Origin of the sequence: Thiomonas sp. SCN 64-16, from assembly GCF_001725585.1 — a bacterium.
GTDB classification, from domain to species: Bacteria; Pseudomonadota; Gammaproteobacteria; order Burkholderiales; family Burkholderiaceae_C; genus Thiomonas; species Thiomonas arsenitoxydans.
Genome location: NZ_MEGQ01000001.1, coordinates 13,689 through 31,337, shown reverse-complemented (window position 1 = coordinate 31,337; position 17,649 = coordinate 13,689). Strand labels below are relative to the sequence as shown.

13 protein-coding genes are annotated in these 17,649 nt (G+C 66.0%); 6 read left to right on the top strand and 7 right to left on the bottom strand.

The window, feature by feature from the left end; translation table 11 throughout:
- Positions 1-549: a response regulator transcription factor gene (locus ABT24_RS00150; protein WP_276727881.1), complete on the top strand. Its 549-nt coding sequence runs from the start codon at positions 1-3 to the stop codon at positions 547-549.
- 21 nt (positions 550-570) lie between these two features.
- Here ABT24_RS00150 and egtD read toward each other — a convergent pair whose 3' ends face one another.
- The 6 genes from egtD to ABT24_RS00120 all read right to left on the bottom strand — a co-directional run bounded on the left by egtD (position 571) and on the right by ABT24_RS00120 (position 6,682).
- Positions 571-1,548 carry an L-histidine N(alpha)-methyltransferase gene (gene egtD, locus ABT24_RS00145; protein WP_276727883.1) on the bottom strand — a complete coding sequence of 326 codons (978 nt, stop codon included), beginning with the start codon at positions 1,546-1,548 and terminating at the stop codon, positions 571-573.
- A gap of 191 nt (positions 1,549-1,739) precedes the next feature.
- Entirely contained in the window at positions 1,740-3,050 is a 1,311-nt protein-coding gene (gene egtB, locus ABT24_RS00140) for an ergothioneine biosynthesis protein EgtB (RefSeq protein WP_276727885.1), read from the bottom strand.
- Between the two features lie 97 nt (positions 3,051-3,147).
- On the bottom strand, positions 3,148-3,999 hold the full coding sequence (locus tag ABT24_RS00135) for a fumarylacetoacetate hydrolase family protein (RefSeq protein WP_276727887.1): 852 nt from the start codon (positions 3,997-3,999) through the stop codon (positions 3,148-3,150).
- 11 nt (positions 4,000-4,010) lie between these two features.
- Positions 4,011-4,703 (bottom strand): glutathione S-transferase N-terminal domain-containing protein, encoded by a 693-nt coding sequence (locus tag ABT24_RS00130; protein ID WP_276728216.1) that lies wholly within the window; start codon positions 4,701-4,703, stop codon positions 4,011-4,013.
- Between the two features lie 80 nt (positions 4,704-4,783).
- Positions 4,784-6,001 (bottom strand): acyl-CoA dehydrogenase family protein, encoded by a 1,218-nt coding sequence (locus ABT24_RS00125; RefSeq protein ID WP_276727890.1) that lies wholly within the window; start codon positions 5,999-6,001, stop codon positions 4,784-4,786.
- A gap of 18 nt (positions 6,002-6,019) precedes the next feature.
- Positions 6,020-6,682 (bottom strand): enoyl-CoA hydratase-related protein, encoded by a 663-nt coding sequence (locus tag ABT24_RS00120; protein ID WP_276727893.1) that lies wholly within the window; start codon positions 6,680-6,682, stop codon positions 6,020-6,022.
- Positions 6,683-6,973: 291 nt separating this feature from the next.
- Here ABT24_RS00120 and ABT24_RS00115 point away from each other — a divergent pair, with 291 nt between their 5' ends.
- Positions 6,974-8,929 carry a hypothetical protein gene (locus ABT24_RS00115; RefSeq protein ID WP_276727896.1) on the top strand — a complete coding sequence of 652 codons (1,956 nt, stop codon included), beginning with the start codon at positions 6,974-6,976 and terminating at the stop codon, positions 8,927-8,929.
- A gap of 24 nt (positions 8,930-8,953) precedes the next feature.
- Here the strand turns inward: ABT24_RS00115 and ABT24_RS00110 are convergent, their stop codons facing one another.
- Positions 8,954-10,420, bottom strand: coding sequence for a DEAD/DEAH box helicase (locus ABT24_RS00110; protein ID WP_276727899.1), 1,467 nt, complete (start codon positions 10,418-10,420; stop codon positions 8,954-8,956).
- Positions 10,421-10,710: 290 nt separating this feature from the next.
- On the opposite strand from ABT24_RS00110, the gene ABT24_RS00105 reads away from it, so the two are divergent.
- The 4 genes from ABT24_RS00105 (at position 10,711) to ABT24_RS00090 (ending at position 17,644) form a co-directional block, all read left to right on the top strand.
- Entirely contained in the window at positions 10,711-11,688 is a 978-nt protein-coding gene (locus ABT24_RS00105; protein WP_276727901.1) for a DnaJ C-terminal domain-containing protein, read from the top strand.
- A complete protein-coding gene (locus tag ABT24_RS00100) occupies positions 11,685-12,005 on the top strand; it encodes a chaperone modulator CbpM (protein ID WP_013104944.1) in 321 nt (106 codons plus the stop codon). Before ABT24_RS00105 ends, ABT24_RS00100 begins: the two co-directional genes overlap by 4 nt.
- A 44-nt stretch (positions 12,006-12,049) precedes the next feature.
- A complete protein-coding gene (locus ABT24_RS00095; protein WP_286737279.1) occupies positions 12,050-12,742 on the top strand; it encodes a hypothetical protein in 693 nt (230 codons plus the stop codon).
- Positions 12,743-12,892: 150 nt separating this feature from the next.
- Positions 12,893-17,644 (top strand): glutamate synthase-related protein, encoded by a 4,752-nt coding sequence (locus tag ABT24_RS00090; RefSeq protein WP_276727907.1) that lies wholly within the window; start codon positions 12,893-12,895, stop codon positions 17,642-17,644.
- Positions 17,645-17,649: the final 5 nt, after the last annotated feature.

The window sequence follows — 17,649 nt, the reverse complement described above, 5'->3', positions numbered from 1 at the left end:
ATGAATCTGTTGCTGGTCGAAGATGACGCCGCGCTGGCTGCCGCCACGCGCAATTCCATGGAACGGCGCGGCATTTCCGTGTGGCATGCCGATTCTGCGCCCGCCGCGCGCGCGCTCATCGGTACGGCGGCGTTCGACGCGGCGGTGCTCGATCTGCGCCTGCCCGGCGATAGCGGTCTGACGCTGATTGCGCCGCTGCGCGAAGCCTATCCCGACCTGCGCATCCTGCTGCTGACCGGCTACGCCAGCATCGCCACCGCGGTCGATGCCATCAAGCTCGGCGCGACCAACTATCTGCCCAAGCCAGCGACGGTGAGCGACATCCTCGCCGCGCTGGAACAAGACGAACCCGAGGCCGACCGGGCCGTGGCCGCCCAGCCGCTGCCGGTCGATCGGCTGGAATGGGAGCACATCCAGAAAGTGCTGGCCGAGCACGACGGCAATATCTCCGCCACCGCCCGCGCGCTGCAGATGCACCGCCGCACCCTGCAGCGCAAGCTGCTCAAGCATCCGGTGCGCGAAGCGCCGACCGACACAGAGCCGCGCTGACGCGGTGGGCGGCCAACCGCCTCACCGCTGCAGCCAGTGCAGCGCAACATCGGTATCGGCGGCGAGCCAGTGTTTCTGCGGCGTCCACCCCGCCGAGTGCGCCAGGCGCTGAAACATCGCCACAGGATATTTGTAGGAATTTTCGGTGTGCAGAGTCTCGCCTTCTGCAAAGGTGAAGCTCTGCCCGAGCAGGCGCACGGTCTGCGGCCTGGGGCTGAGCAGATGCATCTCGATGCGGCTGTGCGCGGGGTCGAAACGGGCCACATGCCGGAACGCCTGCGCATTGAAATCGGCGCCGAGTTCGCGGTTGATGCGGGTGAGCAGATTGCGGTTGAACGCCGCCGTTACGCCGCGGGCGTCGTCATAAGCGGGAATGAGTTTGGCCTTGTCCTGCGTGCCGTCCACGCCGACGAGCAAATGCGCGCCGGGGCCGAGAAATTGCGCCGCGCCATGCAGAAAGCGCACCGCCTGCTCCGGGGTGAAGTTGCCGATGGTCGAGCCGGGAAAAAAGCCGATGCGGGGCTGCTGCCGCACGTCGGCCTCCAGCGCGGCGGGCCAGTGCAGCGGGGCGGTGAAATCGGCTTCCAGCGCGTGCATATCCAGCTGGGGAAAACGCAGTTGCAGTCCGCGCACCGACTGGCGCAGAAAGTCGCCGCTGATGTCGATGGCGGTGTAGCTCGCGGGGGCGTTCAGGGCGCCCAGCAGCAAGGGGGTTTTACGGCTGGAGCCACTGCCGAATTCGATCACGGCCGCGCCAGCGGGTAGTTGGGCAAACTCGTCGTGCAGGTTGCGCAGCAGCGCGGTTTCGCTGCGGGTGAGGTAGTACTCGTTCAGCTCGGTGATCTGCTCGAACAGCTCCGAGCCGCGGTGGTCGTAGAACCAGGTGGAAGGAATGCGTTTGGGATGCGCGCTCAGGCCTTCGAGCACTTGCGTGGCGAACTCGGGGTTGAGGTCGGGCAAGTCGGGCGGGTGCAGGACGGTGGCGGTCTGCGAGGTCATCGGCGATCCTTTCTGTACCAGAGGGTGTGAATGAATCCGGCGTGGCCGAGCAGCGCGTCCAAACGCCTCCGGTCAAGGCGCAAAGCACAGCCGTGCCCGTCGGCACGGCGCTCAATTACGACACCGAGTGCAACGCCGAGCGGGGGTGTTTGGGCGCGAGGAGCGGGCATGGCGGATTCGTTCACACCCTCTCAGGCCCGCGCCAGCCGCAGACCGGTGAATTGCCAGCGCTGGTGGGGGTAAAAAAAGTTGCGATAGGTCGGGCGGATATGGCCTGGCGGCGTGGCACAAGAGCCGCCGCGCAGCACCATCTGACCGCTCATGAATTTGCCGTTGTATTCGCCCACGGCGCCGGGCGCCGGGTGAAAGCCGGGGTAGGGCAGGTAGGCGCTGGCCGTCCATTCCCACACGCCGCCCCAGAGGGTCTGCAGGCCGTCGGTGGCCGCTTCATCAGCGGGCAGGGGAAGTCGCCACGGGTGATCGGCGAATTGCGCGGGCGTCGCGGCCGACAGCGGCTGGCGGCGCGCGGCGGCCTCCCACTCGAACTCGGTCGGCAAACGCGCACCGGCCCAGCGGGCGTAGGCATCGGCTTCGTAAAAACTGAGGTGAGTCACGGGCGCCTGCGGCAGCAGGGGCTGCAGGCCATGCAGGGTCATGGCCTGGGTGTGAAAGCCATCGCCATGCGTCTGCCAGTAGGCGGGTGCGCGAATGTTCTGCTCCTGCACCCAGCGCCAGCCGTCGGCCAGCCAGAGAGCGGGTGTGGCGTAGCCGTCGTCGGCGATGAAGTCGAGCCAGTCGGCGTTGCACACCGGGCGGTGCGCCAGGGCGTAGTCGTCCAGCCAGACGCGGTGGCGCGGGCTTTCGTTGTCGAAGGCGAAGCGTTCGTCGGCATGGCCGATGTCGGTCAGACCGCCGGTAAAACTCACCCAGCGCACCGGCGCCGGGTTCTGCACGCCGGGCATGGGGCCGGGAGCGGCTCGATACGTGGGGTGCAGCGGGTTTTGCGCAAGCAGATGCAGCAGATCGGTGAGCAGCAGTTCCTGATGCTGCTGCTCGTGGTGCAGCCCAAGTTCGAGCAAAGAGGCTGGAGCGGCCTCGCGCGTCAGGCGTTGCAGCGCCGCATCGACATGGGCGCGGAAGGCCAGAATCTGTTCGAGCGGCGGCCGCGTGAGCAGGCCGCGCTGCGGGCGCGGGTGGCGTGGGCCGACGGTGTCGTAATACGAGTTGAAGAGATAACGGAAGGCCGGATCGAACACGCGGTAACCCGGCAGATGCGGCGCGAGGATGAACTCCTCGAAAAACCAGGTGGTGTGCGCCAGATGCCATTTGGCCGGACTGGCGTCGGGCATGGACTGCACGGTGCAGTCGGCATCGCTCAGCCCCTGCACCAGCGCCACGCTGCGCGCGCGGGTGTGCAGCACCGCTTGCAATAGATGGCCATGCGGGTGTTCATGCGAATGGTCATGCGCGTGCAGCGGCAAGGCCAGATCGAGTGTCGGCATGGCAACGCCCTCCAGGGTGAAGCTCAAGAATAGCCGCAGGGGATGAACTTCGCCGCGCAGGTTTCTGCGCAGGTCACCACGCGGGCTGCGGTGCCGGTCACAGCGGACGCTGTGGAGCGGGGCGGATCTCCTGCCGCTGCGTGCCGAGCTGTGGGCTGCCGAGCGTGACCACATCGCCGGGCTGCAGATAGCGCGGGGGCTTGCGGCCCATGCCCACGCCGGGCGGCGTGCCGGTGGCGATGAGGTCGCCGGGCAGCAGGGTCATGTAGCGGCTGAGATAGGCGACGAGGTAGGCCACGCCGAAAATCATGTCGCGCGTGTTGCCGGTCTGCATGCGCTCACCGTTCACGTCGAGCCAGAGGTCGATGTTCTGCGGGTCGGCGATCTCGTCGCGGCTGACTAGCCAGGGGCCGATCGGGCCGAAGGTGTCGCAGCCTTTGCCCAGATTCCACTGGCTGCCCTGTTCGAGCTGATAGGCGCGCTCGGACACGTCGTTGACCAGGCAATACCCGGCCACGTGTTTGAGCGCATCGGCCTCGCGCACAAAGCGCGTCTTGCGCCCGATGACCACGCCAAGTTCGACTTCCCAATCGAGCTTGTGCGCGCCGGGCGGACGCAGCACCGCATCGTTTGGGCCACTGATGCAGGTCGTCCACTTGTTGAACACAATGGGCGAGGTCGGGATGGCCATGCGCGCCTCGTTGGCATGGTCGCGGTAGTTCAGACCGATGGCGATGAACTTGCTGATGCCGACGAAGGGCACGCCCAGCCGGGGCTTGCCGCTCACTAGCGGCAGGCTTTCAGCGTCGATGCCGCGCAGCGCCCGAGGTTGGCCGAAGACGTCGGCGTCGATCTCGTCGACGATGCCGCAGAGGCTGCGCAGGCGGCCCTGCACGTCGATCAGGCCGGGTTGTTCTTGGCCGTTGCGGCCGTAGCGGACGAACTTCATGACGAGCTCCTTCAGCGGCGCTGGTATTGGGTGCTGCCGAACAAGTGTTCGCGCGCGGTGGCGTCCATCTCGGCCGGGCGCACGTCGGTCAGCACTTGCACCCCGCGCTGCACGGCAGGCCGCGCGGCGATGGTGTCGAACCAGCGCTTGGCATGCGCAAACTCGGCCCAGTCTATGCCCTGATTGGCGGCGCTGCGACACCACGGAAAGGTGGCGATGTCGGCGATGGTGTAGTCGTCACCGGCCAGATACGGCTGCGACGCCAGCCGCCGGTCGAGCACGCCGTAGAGCCGGTGCGCCTCGTTGGTGTAGCGGGCGATGGCGTAGTCGATTTTCTCGGGGGCGTACTGGCGGAAGTGGTGCGCCTGGCCGAGCATGGGGCCGATGCTGCCCATCTGCCACATCAACCATTCGAGCGTGGCGATGCGCGCCCGCGGCCCTGTGCCCAGAAAGCGGCCGGTCTTCTCGGCCAGATAGAGGAGGATGGCGCCCGACTCGAACACGCTGATGGGTTGGCCATCCGGGCCGTCGCTGTCGATCAGGGCGGGAATCTTGTTGTTCGGGCTGATGGCGAGAAAGTCGGGCGCGAACTGTTCGCCGCGTCCGATGTTCACGCCATGCACCCGGTAGGGCAGGCCGAGTTCTTCGAGCAGGATGTGGATTTTGTGGCCATTGGGGGTGGCCCAGGAGTAGAGGTCGATCATGGCGGGAGGCGCCGTCTGTGCGGCGAGGTGAACGGTGCGCCTCATTGTGCGACGTTTGCCGCCTTGCTGCAGGCGCTCGTTCAGCGCAGCAGTTCGCCCTGGGCGATCTGGGCGTGGAGCACCTCGATGGGCGGGGTGAGTTGTTGCATCAGCCGCAATTGCGCAGACAGACCGGCCAGGGGCAGGCTGTCGTCGAGCGCGTCGGCCTCGTGCGCGAGGATGCTCCATTGCACCGCATCCACCGCCAGCGGCAGGGCCAGGCTTTGCAGCATGGCAAGTTCCTGCGGGGGCAGGTGGCTGTCGTTCTGGTCCATCTGCCAGGCGCTGCGCCGCGCCAGCATGCGGGTGGTGTCCAGCCCGGTGCGGGTGCGGGCGATGCGCTGCTGCCAGACCGGGTGATGCACGGCGAGCTGTTCGCCGATGCGCCGGGTTTGCAGCCGGGCGATCAGCAGATCGAGGGCGCGCTCCGCCGCGCCCAGACACCACAGCGCATCGTGCAGGCCGACGATGCGCTGGCGGGCTTGCAAAATCTCCAGGCCCTGTCCCGGCTGGCCCAGCACATGATGGATGGGCACGCGCGCATCTTCGAAAGACACTTCGGCCAAGGCCTTCTGCGCCGTACCCCAGCCCTGCAAGTGCCGACCGAGCTGCACGCCATCGGTCTTGAGCGGCACGAGCAGCACGCTGAACTGGCGATGCAGGGCCGCCTGCGCATCGGTGCGGCACAGCACCAGCAGGCTGGCGGTGCGCGGGGCCAGCAGGCCTTGCACCCAGGTTTTTTGACCGCTCAGACGCCAGGAATTGCCGTCTTGCGTGGCGTGGCACTGCAGCGAGTCCGGGCTGTGCAGCTCGGCGTCGGGCTCGGCGGCGGCCCAGGCGCTGCGGGTCTCGGCGCGCAGCAGCGGGTCGAGCCAGGCATCTTTCAGCGCTTCGCTGCCGTAGCTGTCGAGCAACTGCATGTTTCCCGCGTCGGGCTGGGCGCTGTTGAACACCTCGGCAGCCCAGGGGATGTGGCCCATGGCTTCGACCATCGGCGCGTATTCCCAATGGCTCAACCCCTGGCTGGCGCGGGGGGAGATGGGCAGAAACAGATTCCACAGCCCCGCCAGTTGGGCCTTCTGGCGGAGGGGGGCGAGTAGCGGGCCGACGGCGTCCTGCGGCCCGGTCGCGCTTAGGCGCAGGGCGGCGTTGATGGCGCCTTCCTGCGGCAGCACCACGGTGTGCATAAAGCGGTGCAGCCGGGTTTGCAGGGTGCTGACGCGCGGCGAAGGCGCGGTTTCGACCGATCTGGGCGGCATGGGAGCGTTCACACCCTCTCAGTCGCGCGGCGGCAGGAGCTGGCAGGCCAGATGAACATGCAGGGCGCTGGCGTAGCCCTGCGCATTGGGCAGGACTTTGCGCGGTCTGCCCGAAGCGCCGGGAATGGCTTCGACCAGTTGCAGTGCGGTCTGCAGCGCATCGGTAGGTCGGCACAGGCGGTTGACTACGCCGAGCTGATGCAGCCGGGCCGCGCCGAGCCCCAGTCCGGGCAGCGCGGCCTCGTTGCACGCGGGCCGCGGCAGCAATTGGGCGGCCAGCCATTGCGCGCCGCCCACGTCGCTCTCGGGCAGCAGGGGGTCGATCAGCTGGAACTGGGCGTTGTCGGCCGCGACGAGCAGATCGCAGGCCAGCGCCAGCGCGGCTCCGGCGCCACGCGCCTGGCCTTCGACCGCTGCGACCACCAGCGGTTCGCAATCGCGCAGGGCGAGGATGCAATCGTGCAAGGCGTCAAGCGCGCTGGTATCGCTCAGGCCGCTGCAGAAGTGATGTTCGCTTCCGGTGAGCACTACGGCGCGGATCTCGCCATCACGTTGCGCCGTGGTGAGCGCCTCCAGCGCGGCCGAGCAGAGCGCGGCGCTCAGGGCGTTGCGGCTTTCGGGGTGGTGCAGGCGCAGCACGAGGCTGTCGCCCTGACGTTCGGCTCGGAGTTCGGCGCTCATGCAGAGAGGGTGGGGCCAGAGGTGCAAGCATCATATTCAGCTCGCCATGCGCGGCCGGGGACTGTGGGGTGTTTCCCACAGAAAATCAGGCGATTGTTAATTTTTTCACACCCTTTTCATCCGGATTTTGTTGGCGCCAATTGGAATGAAAGCTGCGTGATACATTGCTTTCAAATTATTCGACACATTTTGATGTCGGCCCTTATTTGCGCTGCAATGCCCTCAGTTTTCCGCCGTTTCGCCTCTTTTCTAACGACTTGCAATGGCCTGCTCTTGTGCTTGCGGCCCTGGATGGTTGCGGTCGGGCTCGCGGCGCAGTTCGTGACTCCAGCGCAGGCGCTGATGATCGGCGCCCCGCAAACGCGCGCCGAACTCGGCCGCACCCTGCAGATGACGATTCCGGTGCATCTCGATGCGCAGGAGTCCTTGCCGCTGTCGTGCGTGCAGGCCCAGGCGCAATCGGGCGAGTTTGGCGGCGGGGTGGGGGCGCTGGCGATCACTTCCAAGCCGTCGGCTGACGGTCTGACTTTGTTACTGCGCAGCCAGCAAGCGCTGCGCGAGCCGATTCTGATCGTGCGTCTGCACCTGGCCTGCCAGTACCAACGCACTCAGGTCTATACCTTGCTGGTCGATCCGCCGACGCCCGAATTGCCGATGGTCGCGGGCAGTGCGGTTGGCAATCGTTCTGCGGGGCAGACGCCGTCCAGCGAGGTCGCGGCGCCAGCGCAAACGCTGGGGTCACGTCAGTCGCCGTCTGAGGCGCCAGTCGTGAAAAGGGCCGCGCCGAAAGCTGAACGCCCGAGGGCGCCCGTGTCAGCGCGGCAAGAGTTTGCGCGCCACGAAGGGCATGAACCCGCTAAAGCGAAGGTGCGCAGGACCGAGGTCATCAAGGCGCCGCTCGCGCCGGTTCATGCAGGCAACCGGCTCGAACTCGATGATTTCAACGCGGCCGACTTCGCTGCTGTGCCGCAACTGCGCCTGGCGACCGCGCTTCCCGCGACCGTGCCCGCCCTCAGCGCCGAGCAGCGCAGCCAGCTCAATCAACTGCGCCAGCTCATCATGGACGCGACCGCTGCCCCGGGCGAGGCCCAGCCGACCCTGCAGCAGATCAACGCTCTGCAGGACCGGGCGAATGTGCTGCAGCGGCAGTTCGAGCAAGCCTCACAGCAGTTGCAGCAGTCGCAAGCCGAATTGGGGCAGATGCGCTCGCAGCGCTATTCCGCCAGCTTGGTGTACGCCCTGGTCGCGGCGCTGATCGCGCTCGCGTTGCTGAGTTTCTGGCTGTGGCGGCGCGGTGCCGATCCGGGCCTGTCGCGCAGCCCCTTCGAGTCAGCCCCTGTGAGCCACCGGGTTGCGGCGGAACCCGAGCGGGCCGCCTCTGCTCAGGCGCCCACCGTGGCCATGACCTCGATGTCGGTGCAGGCCAGCACCATCGCGCCGGCCGTGCTGCCTTTTGGTCTGGCCCCGCTGGTGGACGGCCGACCTTTGCAGCCCGAAATCGACGCGCCCTCTCTCCAATCCGCCAAAGCGGGTCAATGGGGAGACTCGGGAGACTCCGGAATCGACTGGGATTCGCGCTTCATGCAGCCCATGAGCCAGGACAAGCAGGTGCATGTCGATGAGATGATGGACGCCGGGCATCTGGCCGAATACTTCATCGAAACCGGCGACGAAGACCGCGCCATGGCCCTGCTCGAAGAATCGCTCGACGACAGTGCCAGCGACAGCTTCGCGCTGCCCTATCTGCTGCTGTTCGATCTGTACCGCAAGCATGGGCGCAAGGCCGAATTCGAGTCGCTCTACAGCCGCTTTCAGCGTCGTTTCAACGTGGCCGTGCCGCCTTGGGAGGCGGATGCCGATGCCTTGCGGAAATCGCAGGGCCGCGATCTGATGGATTACGACCGTGCGATGAAACTCATCACCATGACCTGGGGCGAACCGCAGATCGTGAACATGCTCGAGCGCATGTTGCTCGACGACCCGCACCAACACCGCATGGGTTTCGAGCTGGCGGCCTACCGCGATCTGCTGATGCTGTACGCAGTCGCGCGTGACCGCTTTCCTGAAGGCATGCCCGCCGCCGAGGTGGAGCATGTGGAACTGGCGACTCTCTCAGAACCGCCACATCTCGATCTGGACTTCGAGTTACCGCTGGAGCCGCAGACTTCAAAGGCTGAGCCTGCCGAAACCGACTCGTCGCAATTCAAGCTCCTTCCCCGCGAGGGCGGCGAGCAGAAAGAGGCTTGACCTTCTTCGCTTAGCCGAATCGGCTTATTTCGGATCGCTTCCGCCCAGCAGGGCGGCGATTTTGCGTCGCGGGCGGATGTTCGAAGACGTCGAGCGCACGCCGCTTGCGGATGAGGCCGATGCGGCCTCCCAAACCGGCTGGGCATTCGGGTCGGCTTCGTAGGGTTTGTCGAACCACGGATCCTGCCGCGAGGATCGGGAGACGCGTGCAGTCACCGGCGCCGAGGCGCCGGTGTCGCCTGGCAGTGTACGAGGCGCACGCGCGAAGCGATGTTCCCGCGTCTCGTCCGCATCGCGGCGCGGCCGAGGCGCGCGCTCAAGCGATACGGTCTGCTTTTCAAACTGACGTTTGATCAGCTTCTCAATATCGGCCAGAGAGCGCGCGTCGCGCGCCGTTGCCAGGGTAATGGCCAGGCCGGAGGCGCCGGCGCGACCCGTGCGGCCGATGCGGTGCACATAGTCTTCGGCGCTGAAGGGCACGTCGTAATTCACCACACCGGGTAGTTCGGCAATGTCGAGTCCGCGCGCGGCCACGTCGGTGGCGACCAGCGCCTGGATCTCGCCGCGCTTGAAGGCCTCCAGCGTGGTGAGGCGTTCGGCCTGCGATTTATCGCCGTGCATGGCCGCGGCCTTGATGCCGTCGCGCTCCAGCAAGCGGGTCAGGCGGCCGGCGCCGAGGCGGCTGTTGACGAACACGATGACCTGCGGCAGCGGGTTGTCGCGCAGCAGTTGCACCAGGGTGGAGCGCTTGTCGTCTTCTTCCACCTGATAGACGCGCTGCTCCACATTGGTCGCGGTCGCGTTGGGGCGGGCCACTTCGACCAGCAGCGGGTTTTGCAAATAGCTCTGCGCCAGTCGCTTGATCTCTGTGGAGAACGTGGCCGAGAACAGCAGGGTGGTGCGCTGTTTGGGCAAAAAGCCGAGGATGCGCTGCAGGTCGGGCAGGAAGCCGATGTCGAGCATGCGGTCGGCCTCGTCGAGCACCACGAATTGCACCTGGCTCAGGTTGACGGTCTTGGCTTCGAGGTGGTCGAGCAGGCGCCCGGGCGTGGCTACCAACAGATCGACCCCGGTGCGCAGCTCGGCCTTCTGCGGTGCCATATCCATGCCGCCGAACACGCAGGCGCAACGCAGCGGCGTGTGCTTGGCATAGGCCTTGAGATTGGTGTAAACCTGATCGGCCAGCTCGCGCGTGGGTGCCAGCATCAGCGCGCGCACCGGGTGGCGCGCCGGCGACACGCTGGTCGACGCCAGCGGCAGGAGCTGCTGCAGAATGGGCAGGGAGAACGCGGCGGTCTTGCCGGTGCCGGTCTGCGCGGCGCCCATGATGTCGCGCCCATCCAGCAACAGCGGAATGGCCTTGGCCTGGATGGGTGTGAGTTTTTCATAGCCCATATCGCTGACGGCGCGCAGAATGCGCGCGTCCAGCGCCAGGTCGGAAAAGCGTTCAGGCTGAGGAGTGTCTTCGGTCGGGGTTGTCGTGGTGTTCATCCGTGCGGTGTGTGATGGCGGCGATGGAAAATTGAGCAGCCGGACATCAGTTGAAACCGGCTCGGGCGTTGACGGCGTCAACGGGCGGGCACCCTGACCCGCGCAGAGTTCCGCCTGGGGATTTGCAGGACAAAGCCTGCCGCAGCGGATTCACTCTCTTCCATTCTAGGCGAGCAAGACGGTCGTGGTTGCGAGGCGCCGATGCGGTGGAAAATAGCGCTCAGCGTTTTGCAAATTCAGATTCCGTCCCCACTTCATCACAAGATTCATTTTCCGCACAGGAACGCACGATGGACTACAAGGATTACTACAAGGTCATGGGCGTGGAGCGCAGCGCGACTCAAGACGAAATCAAGCGCGCCTACCGCAAGCTCGCCCGCAAATACCACCCGGACGTGAACAAGGAAGCCGGTTCCGAGGCCAAGTTCAAGGAATTGGGCGAGGCCTACGAAGTGCTCAAAGACCCGGAAAAGCGCGCGGCCTACGATCAGCTCGGCAGCAACTGGCGCGCCGGTCAAGACTTTCAGCCGCCGCCAGACTGGGGCGCGGGCTTCGAGCAGCGCGGCGGCATGCCGGGCAACGAGGCCGATTTCAGCGACTTTTTCGAGGCCCTGTTCGCGCGCAGCGCAGGCGGCGCGCGGCGCGCGGGGGCGGGCCAGGGCGGGCCGGGAGCCCAAGGTATGCACCTGCGCGGGCAAGATCACCATGCGCAAATCCTCATCGATCTGGAAGACGCCTACCGGGGCGCGACCCGAACGCTCACCCTTCGCATGCCCGAAGTCGATGCGCAGGGCCATGTGGTGACGCGCGAGCGCACTCTGCGGGTGCAGATTCCCAAAGGGGTGCGCGCCGGTCAGCACATCCGTCTGGCGGGGCAGGGCGCGCCGGGTCTGGGTGAGGGTGGCGCGGGCGATCTTTATCTGGAAATCGGCTTCAACCCCCACGGGCTTTACCGCGTGGAAGGGCGCGATGTGTTCATCGATCTGCCGCTGGCGCCGTGGGAAGCGGCGCTGGGCGCCGAAGTCAATGTGCCCACGCCCGACGGCAAGGTCGCGCTCAAAATTCCCCCGGCCACCGGCAGCGGGCGTCGCTTGCGGCTCAAGGGCCGCGGCATCCCCGGGGCTACGCCGGGCGATCTGTATGTGGTCGCGCAAGTGGCGCTGCCCCCGGCGGATACCGAGGCCGCCCGCTCGGCTTACCGTCGTCTGCAGGAAGATTTCTCCTCGTTCAACCCGCGCGCCGCGCTGTACCAAGGAGCTCAATCATGAACGCCCCCTCGAACGCGAATGCCGCGCCCTTGGTCGGCGTGGTGCTGGAAGAACAGATCGACATCACGGTCGACCAGGTCTGTGCCCTTTGCCGGGTGGAGCGTACGCAGATCGTGCATCTGGTCGAAGAGGGCGTGATCGATCCGATGCAGCCCGCAAGCGCCGTGGCGCAATGGCGCTTCAGTGGCGAGGCGCTGGCACGGGCTCGCCGCGCGGTGCGGCTGCAGCGCGAGCTGGAACTCAATCCCGCCGCCGCTGCCCTGGTGCTCGATTTGCTCGACGAAATCGCTGCCTTGCGCGAGGCGCTGCGCCGCTGATGGCGCGGCAAGCTCGCTTTTGCCGCCCCGGACGGGCGCATCTTGTGCGATTGCAGGCCGCGCCCGGCGCTTCGCCTCTGGTGACGTCGGCCCAGCGCGATCAGTTTGTGTTGTGGATGGCGCAGGGGCTGAGTCTGGCTTCGGTGCGGCTGCATGGCTATGCCGTGTTGCCCGAAGCGGTGCTGTTGCTGCTCACGCCGCAGAGCGCTGCCGACCTTTCGCGCTATGTCCAGGGTCTGGCGCGGCGCGCGAGTCGCGCGCGGGCCACAGCTCCGGCGGAGTCGGCTGGGGCGTCGCCGCCCATTCAGCGCGCACCGGCCTGGGCCGGACGGTTTCAGAGCGCGTTGGTGCAACCCGGCGATTGGGAGCTGACCGCGATGGTGTGGATCGACCGCGCGGCAGACCGCGCCGACTTGGCCGGTGCCGCCGCCTGGCCCTGGAGCAGTCTGGCGGCGCATTGCGGCGAAGTGCCATCAGGTGGTGCACGACCTCCGCTGCTTTCGGCGCCAGACGCTTACTGGCAACTGGGCAACACGCCTTTTGCCCGCGAGGCGGCCTACCGCGAGCGCTTGGCGCACGGCGTCGCTCCGCCGCAATGCCAGTCGCTGGAGGCCGCGTTGCGCAGCGGCCTCGCTGCGGGCGATGCGGCGTTCCTGACGGAGTTGGAGTCTGAGAGTGGGCGACGGCTGGCTCCTGCCCGTCGGGGGCGCCCGCGCATGAAAGTTGCTCGTGATTAGCCCGCCTCAGTGAGAATAATCTGTCCCTTTTTATTTTTGTCGATTTCAAGTTCTCCTATTTAATAGGGACAGAATAGTGAATTTTTGTTGCATCGCGTGCTGCGATGCAGTAAATTCGCAGACTCTTGTTGACTCACTGCGGAGCCTGCCATGTCCACGCCCCTAAATTCCGCCCCTGGCGCCGAAATCGCCGCCCTGTCCCGCGACGGGCTTTATTGCCCGCAAAACGAGCACGACGCCTGCGGCGTGGGTTTCGTGGCGCACATCAAGGGGGTGAAGTCGCACGACATCGTGCAAAACGGTCTGCTCATTCTCAAGAACCTCGACCATCGCGGCGCGGTGGGGGCCGACAAGCTCATGGGCGACGGCGCGGGCATCCTGATCCAGCTTCCAGACGCTTTTTTCCGCGAAGAAATGGCGGCGCAGGGTGTGGAACTGCCGCCGCCGGGCGAATACGGCGTGGGCATGATCTTCCTGCCGCGCGAGCAGGCTTCGCGTCTGGCCTGCGAGCAGGAAATCGAGCGCGCCATCCGTGCCGAAGGCCAGGTACTGCTCGGCTGGCGTGATGTGGCCGTCGATGCCGAAATGCCGATGTCGCCCACGGTGCGGGCCAAGGAGCCGGTGATCCGCCAGGTGTTCATCGGCCGCGGCCCGGATGTGATGGTGACCGACGCGTTGGAGCGCAAGCTGTTCGTCATCCGCAAGACCGCCAGCCACGCCATCCAGAAGCTCGATCTGCGTCACGGCAAAGAGTATTTTGTGCCGTCGATGTCGGCGCGCACCATTGTGTACAAGGGCCTGCTGCTGGCCGATCAGGTGGGCGAGTATTACAAAGACCTCAAAGACCCGCGCGTGGTGTCGGCGCTGGCGCTAGTGCACCAGCGGTTTTCCACCAACACCTTCCCCGAGTGGCCGCTGGCGCACCCCTACCGGCTGGTGGCGCACAACGGCGAGATCAACACCGTCAAGGGCAACTACAACTGGATGCGCGCGCGCGAGGGCGCCGTGTCCTCGCCGGTGCTCGGCGCCGATCTGCAAAAGCTCTGGCCGCTGATCTACCCCGGCCAGAGCGATACCGCTAGCTTCGACAACTGTCTGGAACTGCTGCTGATGGCGGGCTATCCGCTGTCGCACGCCATGATGATGATGATTCCCGAGGCCTGGGAGCAGCACACGCTCATGGACCCGCGCCGCCGCGCCTTCTACGAGTATCACGCCGCGATGATGGAGCCGTGGGACGGCCCCGCCGCGATCGCCTTTACCGATGGACGCCAGATCGGCGCCACGCTCGATCGCAACGGCCTGCGCCCGGCGCGTTATATCGTGACCGACGACGATCTGGTCATTATGGCGTCCGAGTCGGGCGTGCTGCCCATTTCCGAGAGCCATATCGTCAAGAAGTGGCGTCTGCAGCCGGGCAAGATGTTCCTCATCGACATGGAGGCCGGCCGCATCATCGACGACAAGGAAATCAAGAGCCAGCTCGCCAGTGCGCGTCCCTACGGTCAGTGGATCGAAAACCTGCGCATCCGCATTGACGACCTCGATCATCTGGGCCACGCCGAGCCCTCGCCCATCCCCCTGCTCGACCGCCAGCAGGCCTTCGGCTACACCCAGGAAGATCTAAAGTTCCTGATGGCGCCGATGGCCGAAAAGGGCGACGAGGCCGTGGGTTCGATGGGCAACGACGCCGCGCTGGCGGTGCTGTCCAACCGCGCCAAGCCGCTTTACAACTACTTCAAGCAGCTATTCGCGCAGGTGACCAATCCGCCGATCGACTCGATCCGCGAGAACATGGTGATGTCGCTGGTGTCTTTCATCGGCCCGCGGCCCAATCTGCTCGACATCAATCAGGTCAATCCGCCCATGCGCCTTGAAGTCAGCCAGCCCGTGCTCGACTACGACGACATGGCGCGGCTGCGCTCCATTGCCCAGCACACCGGCGGCAAGTTCCGCAGTTTCGAGCTCGACATCTGCTATCCGGTGGCTTGGGGGCATGAAGGCATCGAGGCGCGCATTGCGTCCATTTGCGCCGAAGCGGTGGATGCGCTAAAGAGCGGTCACAACATTCTCATCATCACCGACCGCCACATGAGCGCGCAGCAGGTGGCCATTCCCGCGCTGCTTGCCTTGAGCGCGGTGCATCAGCACCTCACCGCCCACGGCCTGCGCACCCAGACCGGGCTGGTGGTGGAAACCGGTAGCGCGCGCGAAACGCATCATTTCGCCGTGCTCGCGGGCTATGGCGCCGAAGCGGTGCACCCGTATCTGGCGCTCGACACCATTGCGGCAATGGCCAAAGACCTGCCGGGCGATCTCAGCGCCGAGAAGGCCATCACCAACTACGTCAAGGCCATCGGCAAGGGCCTGCAGAAGGTGATGTCCAAAATGGGCATTTCCACCTATATGAGCTACTGCGGCGCGCAAATTTTCGAGGCCGTGGGCCTGTCGCGCGCGCTGGTGGACAAATACTTCACCGGCACTTCCACGCAGGTGGAGGGCATCGGCGTGTTCGAGGTGGGCGAAGAAGCGCTGCGCATGCACCGCGAAGCCTTCGGCGATTCGCCCGTGCTCGCCAATATGCTCGATGCTGGCGGCGACTACGCCTGGCGCACCCGCGGCGAAGAACATATGTGGACGCCCGACGCCATCGCCAAGCTGCAGCATTCCACCCGCGCCGGCAACTACAACACCTACAAGGAATACGCGCAGATCATCAACGACCAGTCGCGTCGCATGCTCACCCTGCGCGGCCTGTTCGAGTTCAAGATCGACCCCAGCAAGGCCATTGCCATCGATGAGGTGGAACCGGCCGCTGAGATCGTCAAGCGCTTTGCCACCGGCGCCATGTCGCTGGGCTCCATTTCCACGGAAGCGCACTCGACCCTGGCGGTGGCGATGAACCGCATCGGCGGCAAGAGCAATACCGGCGAGGGCGGCGAAGACCCGCTGCGCTACCGGCCTGAAATGCGCACGGGTTCAAGCGGCATCCAGGACGGCGACACCCTCGGCAGCGTGCTCGGTGCCGAGCGCGTCGTCAGCGACATTCCGCTGAAAAAAGGCGATTCGCTGCGTTCCAAGATCAAGCAGGTCGCCTCGGGGCGCTTTGGCGTCACCGCCGAATACCTGGCCAGCGCCGACCAGATCCAGATCAAGATGGCGCAGGGCGCCAAGCCCGGCGAGGGCGGGCAGTTGCCCGGCGGCAAGGTGTCCGAGTACATCGGCATGCTGCGCTACTCGGTGCCGGGCGTGGGCCTTATTTCGCCGCCGCCGCACCACGACATCTATTCCATCGAAGACCTGGCCCAGCTCATCCACGATCTGAAAAACGCCAATTCCCGCGCGTCCATCAGCGTCAAGCTGGTGGCTGAAAGCGGCGTGGGCACGGTGGCCGCCGGGGTGGCCAAGGCCAAGGCCGATCATGTGGTCATCGCCGGGCATGACGGCGGCACGGGCGCCTCGCCGCTGTCCTCCATCAAGCATGCCGGGTCTTCGTGGGAAATCGGCCTGGCCGAAACCCAGCAAACCCTGGTGCTCAACCGCTTGCGCAGCCGCATCCGCGTGCAGGTGGACGGCCAGATCAAGACCGGCCGCGACGTGGTCATCGGCGCGCTGCTGGGCGCCGATGAATTCGGCTTCGCCACCGCGCCGCTGGTGGTCGAGGGCTGCATCATGATGCGCAAATGCCACCTCAACACCTGCCCGGTGGGCGTGGCCACGCAAGACCCGGCGTTGCGCAAAAAGTTTTCCGGCAAGCCCGAGCATGTGGTGAATTTCTTTTTCTTCATCGCCGAGGAAGTGCGCGCCATCATGGCCCAGCTCGGCGTGCGCAAGTTCGACGATCTGGTCGGACGTACCGAGCTGCTCGACGCGCGCAAGGGGGTCGAGCACTGGAAGGCGCGCGGGCTCGATTTCAGCCGCGTGTTCCATCAGCCCGATGTGCCTGCCGACGTGCCGCGCCGTCAGACCGAGGAGCAGGATCATGGCCTCGCCAGGGCGCTCGATCATGTGCTGATTGAACGCGCCCGTCCCGCGCTCGAACGCGGCGAGAAAGTGCAGTTCATCCAGAACGCGCGCAACGTCAACCGCACCGTGGGCGCCATGCTTTCCGGCGAAGTCGCGCGGCGCTATGGCCATGACGGCCTGCCCGACGACACCATCCACATCCAGATGGAAGGCACGGGCGGCCAGAGCTTCGGCGCTTTCCTCGCCCGCGGCATCACGCTCTACCTCATCGGTGAAGCCAACGACTACACCGGCAAGGGGCTGTCGGGCGGCCGCGTGGTGGTGCGCCCCAGCCTCGATTTCCGTGGCGACGCGCCGAGCAACATCATCGTCGGCAACACCGTGCTCTACGGCGCGATCGAAGGCGAAGCCTTCTTCCGCGGGGTGGCGGGCGAGCGCTTCGCGGTGCGCAATTCCGGTGCGACCACCGTGGTCGAAGGCACGGGCGACCACGGCTGCGAATACATGACCGGCGGCACGGTGCTGGTGCTGGGCGAAACCGGCCGCAACTTCGCTGCCGGCATGAGCGGCGGCATGGCTTACGTCTACGACGTGGACGGCCAGTTCGCCAAGCGCTGCAATACCTCCATGGTGGCGCTCGACAAGGTGCTTCCGGCTGCCGAGCAGAAAGCGCAGCAGGCCGACGCGCTATGGCACCGCGGCCAGACCGACGAAGCCCAGCTGCGCAAGCTGCTGCAAGACCATCTGCGCTGGACCGGCTCGCAGCGCGCGCGTGAATTGCTCGACACCTGGGAAGAGGCGCGCGGCCGCTTTGTCAAAGTATTCCCGCACGAGTACAAGCGGGCGCTGGGTGAAATGGCTGCCAAGCGCGAGGCGCAGGCCGCCACGGATAAAGCCAAAGCGCCCGTCGGCCACGCCAGCGTGCCCGCCAAATAACTGAA

Excerpts from the sequence above, each read along its gene's own strand:
- ABT24_RS00150 (WP_276727881.1), top strand. The coding sequence starts at position 1 with ATGAATCTGTTGCTGGTCGAAGATGACGCCGCGCTGGCTGCCGCCACG.
- egtD (WP_276727883.1), bottom strand. The coding sequence starts at position 1,548 with ATGACCTCGCAGACCGCCACCGTCCTGCACCCGCCCGACTTGCCCGAC.
- egtB (WP_276727885.1), bottom strand. The coding sequence starts at position 3,050 with ATGCCGACACTCGATCTGGCCTTGCCGCTGCACGCGCATGACCATTCG.
- ABT24_RS00135 (WP_276727887.1), bottom strand. The coding sequence starts at position 3,999 with ATGAAGTTCGTCCGCTACGGCCGCAACGGCCAAGAACAACCCGGCCTG.
- ABT24_RS00130 (WP_276728216.1), bottom strand. The coding sequence starts at position 4,703 with ATGATCGACCTCTACTCCTGGGCCACCCCCAATGGCCACAAAATCCAC.
- ABT24_RS00125 (WP_276727890.1), bottom strand. The coding sequence starts at position 6,001 with ATGCCGCCCAGATCGGTCGAAACCGCGCCTTCGCCGCGCGTCAGCACC.
- ABT24_RS00120 (WP_276727893.1), bottom strand. The coding sequence starts at position 6,682 with ATGAGCGCCGAACTCCGAGCCGAACGTCAGGGCGACAGCCTCGTGCTG.
- ABT24_RS00115 (WP_276727896.1), top strand. The coding sequence starts at position 6,974 with ATGGTTGCGGTCGGGCTCGCGGCGCAGTTCGTGACTCCAGCGCAGGCG.
- ABT24_RS00110 (WP_276727899.1), bottom strand. The coding sequence starts at position 10,420 with ATGAACACCACGACAACCCCGACCGAAGACACTCCTCAGCCTGAACGC.
- ABT24_RS00105 (WP_276727901.1), top strand. The coding sequence starts at position 10,711 with ATGGACTACAAGGATTACTACAAGGTCATGGGCGTGGAGCGCAGCGCG.
- ABT24_RS00100 (WP_013104944.1), top strand. The coding sequence starts at position 11,685 with ATGAACGCCCCCTCGAACGCGAATGCCGCGCCCTTGGTCGGCGTGGTG.
- ABT24_RS00090 (WP_276727907.1), top strand. The coding sequence starts at position 12,893 with ATGTCCACGCCCCTAAATTCCGCCCCTGGCGCCGAAATCGCCGCCCTG.